Source organism: Thomasclavelia sp., from assembly GCF_047249845.1.
Classification (GTDB): domain Bacteria; phylum Bacillota_I; class Bacilli_A; order Erysipelotrichales; family Coprobacillaceae; genus Thomasclavelia.
The window spans coordinates 1-5,501 of the sequence record NZ_JBKTWO010000082.1; the positions used below are offsets into that span (position 1 = coordinate 1).

General features: G+C 30.7%; 2 protein-coding genes. Both read left to right on the top strand.

Annotated features, from left to right (window positions below):
- A partial coding sequence (locus tag ACLR9T_RS13085) for an LPXTG cell wall anchor domain-containing protein (RefSeq protein WP_413109951.1) occupies positions 1-236 on the top strand: 236 nt, incomplete at its 5' end.
- Positions 237-614: 378 nt separating this feature from the next.
- Positions 615-5,501 (top strand): discoidin domain-containing protein (locus ACLR9T_RS13090; protein ID WP_413109952.1); only part of this gene is annotated, 4,887 nt, incomplete at its 3' end.

Sequence of the window (5,501 nt, forward strand, 5' to 3'; positions counted from 1 at the left end):
ATGCAATATTAAATGATCCAAATGCAACAGCAGAAGAAGTAGAAAATGCGATAAAAGGATTAACCAAAGCAATGGCAGGATTAGAAGCTAATCCAGCAGATCCTGAAAGTACTGTAAAACCAGGGGATGCAACAGTAAGTGTAAAAACTGGGGATAACAGTTTAGTTGAAATCTTTGCAGGTTTATCAATGTTAAGTTTAGCAGGACTATGTTTATTAAGAAAAAAAGAAGATTAATAAGAATATTGAGTGTGTATGTAGATAAAACTACTGCACACTTTTTTATAAAAATAAAATGAAAAATAAGTGATGATTATTTTTTGTGAATTAGTTTTAACAATGTATATAATTCATGCATAGTTATTTTTTGATATGATAATAGTAAGTGATTTTAAAAAGATGTAAAAGTTATATTTGAAAATATGATTGTATAAATAATTATTAAAAATTATAAATATTTAATTTTGTTAATAAATATGTTAGATATTAAGTGTTTTTATATTATTTATGTCACATTTTTGTGTCATTTATTGACAAAAATCACAGTAAAGAAGTATAATAACGGGAGATAGCGCTTACAAATAAGTGCTAAATAAAAGGAAAGGATAGAGGAAAATGAAGAGAAAAAGATTAGTAAGCTTTTTGTTGTCGTGTCTAATGGTTATTGGAATAATCCAAGTTTCACCAGCAGCAGCTGTTAATGAAAATTTAGCTTTAAACAAGCCAACAACAGAGTCGAGTGTATATCCTGGTTCAGGTAAAGATGCATCAAAAGCTGTTGATGGAATTGTTGATGCAAATTCTAGATGGTCAACAAAAAGACTTGGAACCGGGACACCTGCTGATCAATGGGATCCTAATTTTGAGCAATGGATGATGGTTGATTTACAACAAGAATATCCAATTTCTCAAATTAATATTAATTGGGAAGCAGCGACAGCTACAAAGTACACAATTCAAGGATCTTTAGATGGGAAAAACTTTTTTGATGTTTTAGTATCAGGTGCTACTGAAGCTGGAGTGAAAGAACATAAAGATTTTGAAGTGTTTACTGCTAGATATGTTCGTATTTTGTGTCAAGAAGCAAAAACTGCAAAATATGGATATTCTATTTATGAATTAGAAGTTTACTCTCAACAGACTTATAATGCTGGAAGTATTATTGATGAAATTGAAAAAGAAGTGCCAGTATTATCAGAAGATGGGAAATCACTTGTTATGCCTACAGTACCTGATGGATATAAAATTTCATTATATGGAACTGATAATGAACAAGTTGTCTCAAAAACAGGAAAAGTTATTCAACCATTAATTGATATGTCTGTTAATATTATGTATAAGGTTGAAAATGTTAATGATGAAAAAGATACTGCAGTATCAGATGACATTGCATTAGTTGTTAATGGTAAATATGATGTTGCACAACAAGATAACGAAAAACCAAATGTTGTTCCTGGACTTAGAGAATGGAAAGGAGCGGCAGGAAATTACCGCTTGACTGATTCATCTCGTATTGTTTTTTTAGATGATAGATGGATGGACAGTGCTAAGATGATTCAAACATATTTTAAAGATATGTTAGGATATGATATTGAAGTAGTAAAAGGACAGCCACAAGCTGGAGACATTGTATTAAAGACAGGTAGTCTTGTTGAAGAAGTAGGAAATGAAGGGTATTATTTAGATATTTCTGACTATGTAACGATTGAAGCACCTACTTATAAAGGTATGATTTATGGTGGGGCATCTATTACCCAAATACTTTATCAAAACGGTAATACTGTACCAAAAGGTGTTGCAAGAGATTATCCACAATATGAAGTTCGTGCTGGTATGATAGATGTAGGAAGAATGTATATTCCTTTAGAATACTTAGAAGAAATGACAGTTTATATGTCATGGTATAAGTTGAATGAAGCACATATTCATATTAATGATTACTGGGGACAATCTGGTTATAGTGCTTTCCGTTTAGAAAGTGAGGTTTATCCATCAATTGTTGCAAAAGATGGATATTATACGAAAGAAGAATATAAACAATATCAAAAAAATATGAAGAATTTTGGTATTGATGTTATTACTGAAATTGATACTCCATATCATGCTGAAGCATTTAGAGAAGTTCCAGGTGTTAAAATGTTAGCTAATAAAGCAGGCTATTTGGATATTACAACGGAAGATGCTTTTAATGCTAATATAGAGATTATTGAAAATTTATTTGATGAGTATTTGGATGGAGACGATCCAGTTATTCAAAGTGATAAATTTCATATTGGTACTGATGAATATGATAAAACCTATGGTGAACAGATGCGTAAATGGACAGATCAACTTATCAAATATGTAAATGCTAAAGGATATGATAGTCGTGTATGGGCATCATTAGGTAAAAATGGATTTAACGGGACTACACCAGTAACTAATGAAGCTACTATGAATTTATGGGCACCATATTGGGCAGATGTTCATGAAACATATGATGCTGGTTATGATGTAATTAATACATATGGTGGATGGTTGTATATCGTTCCAGCTGGAAATGCTGGTTATCCAGATCGTATTGATGTAAAGAGATTATATGAACAATTTGAAGTTAATAACTTTAAATCAGGAAGAAATCCTTCTGGTGAAGCAATTATGCCTGTAGCACATCCACAAACAAAAGGTGCTGAATTTGCTTTATGGAATGATATGACTTCATTTAAAACTGGATTTTCATGGTTTGATATTTTTGACCGTTTGAAAGATGCGGTTTCTATTTTAGCTGAAAAAACTTGGTATGGTGAAGATGAAGCAGATCAAACATATGAACAATTTAGAGAAAGAATTGACGCTTTACAAAATAAAGTTCCTAATGCAAATCCTGGAAGATATGTAGAAAGTAAGACAAATCAATTAGTATCTTATGATTTTAAAGATGCAGGTAATGTTGTTGCAGATTTAAGTGGAAATGGTTATGATGGAACAATTGTTAATGGGCAAGTAGCTAATGGACAAGTCGTTTTTAATGGTGATGGGTATTTATCATTACCAATGGATAGTATTGGTTATCCTTACAGTGTTTTCATGAAATTTAATTTAAATGAAATTTCAGAAAATACAACTTTATTTGCTGGTAAAGAAGGAACATTCTTTGCCGATATGAATGGAAAACTTGGTTATTCACGTGATCAATATTCATTTACATTTGATTATGCTTTAGAAGCAAATAAAGATATTGATTTAGTTTTAACTTGTGATAACAAGAACTTAACTTTATATATTAATGGAAAGAAAATTGGCAATGGTAAATTAACAAATACAACAATTGCTGGAAAAACACAACAAAGCTCAACATTTGTTTTACCAGTTGAAAAAGTATTTGAAAATGCATCTGGTATATTGTCAAGTCTATCTGTATATAACAAGGCAATGAGTGCAGATGAGATTGCCGATATTTTAGGATATAAATCAGAAAATTATGCATTAAATAGACCAGTTTCAGTCTCTGGTTTAGAAGTTACTGATGGAAGATTTACTGCAGAAATGGCAGTTGATGGTCTTGTAAGTAAAGATTCTCGTGTTTCATTTGCAAAAGATAAAGATGAACAATGGTTATTGGTAGATTTAGAAGAAACTAGAGTTATTGATGAAATCAATATTCGTTATGAATCAGCTGTTGATAAATATGAAATTCAAGTTTCTGAAGATGGAAAAGAATTTACAACAGTTTATATAAAAGATGAAACAACAGCAAATAACGGACCAGAAGTTGATGAGGTTGTTAAATTTGATGCTGTTGAGGCCCGTTATGTAAAATATGTACAAAAACAAAGATGGCAGCATTCAGGAAATGGAAAATGGTATAGTGGAAGTATATATGAATTTGAAGTTTACGGGCCATTAGAAACTGAATTAAAACCATCAAAAGATGCTTTAATTGCAAAAGGTCCTAATAGTTCTGGATCATTATCAGCGAATAGAGAGATTGGGCCAAGTGAAACAAATCTAGTTGATGTAGAATTTGATATGGTAACTACTCTTGCTCCAGATCAAACAAATACAGCAGTAGGACTTGGTAATAGTGGTTCAAATTATACTGCTTATGGACAAGTTCCTATTATTATTCGTATGTATCAGGGTACTTTTGGTGCTTATAATGGCAATAAAGGTTATGTTCAAAGTGCAGTTAAATTTGAACAAAATACTAAGTATCATATTAGAGTTGAAGTTAATTTAAAATCTAAAACTTATAGTGCATATGTAACAGCACCTGGTGGTAAAGAAGTTGTATTTGCTGAAAATTATGGTTATCGTAGTTCTGCTGAGGCGCCTTCAAATATTGGTAAAATTTATTTATTCAATAATGAACGTCCAGAAGCAAGCTATTGGCTGGATAAAATCAAGTTGAAAGATGTAGCAGATACAGATACATCAGCCGTTTATGACCGTATTTCAGAATTAGAAAAATTATTAACTAAATCAATTAATACTGAATCAAAGATGACAGCATTACAAGAGGCTATTGATAATGTTAAAGCAAAAGCTGATGATTATACATTAAAAGAAGAAAATCTTGCGGCATTAGAAAATGCATATGAAACATTTATGACAAAAGAAGAAGATAAAGTCAGAATTGGTTCATTCAATATTGCAGCTGGTAAAAAACCTGATGTTAATAAAATTCGTGAACAATTAGAAAAATATGATGTAGATATTGCTGGTATTCAAGAAGTAGATAAAAATACAAGTAGAAATAATTATGATATGCTTGAAGTATTTAAAGGTGATGTTTATGGTAGCATATTCTTTAGTAAAGCTATTGATTACGCAGGTGGAGAATATGGTATTGGTACAGTGTCAAAATCACTATTAAATGATAGTTCAACAGTTATGTTGGAAAGTAATGGAAATGAACAACGTGTATACCAACGTAATGTAGTAGAGTTAAATGGTCATAAAGTTGCTTTCTATAATACCCATTTATCTTATGAAAATACAGAATTACGTCATCAACAAATGAATACATTAAAAGCAGCAATGGATGCAGATTCAATATCATATAAAATTGTTGTAGGAGATTTCAATGCAGATCAATATAGAGAAGAATTTGCAGAAATTTTTGGAGAAAACTATAACATAGCTAATGGTATGAATAGTATATTCTTTGACACATTCAATGGTGTAGATGATACAATGAATGTAAATAGTGTTGATAATGTAATTGTATCAAAAAATATTGATATTGAAGTAGTACAAATGATTGATAACAAGTTATCAGATCATAATATGTTCTTTGCAGATATAACTTTTAAAGATGAGGTATTAGATACAAATAAAACAGCATTGTCAATCGCAATTGATATGGCAAAAGCTGTAACTCAAGAACAGTTAGGTAAATTAGTACCAGCAGTAGCTGATGAATTCAAAGCAGCATTAGAAAATGCTGAAACTGTATATGCTAATGCTAATGCAAGTCAAGAAGAAGTAAATAATGCATTTGATCGTTTAGCTAAAGTAATG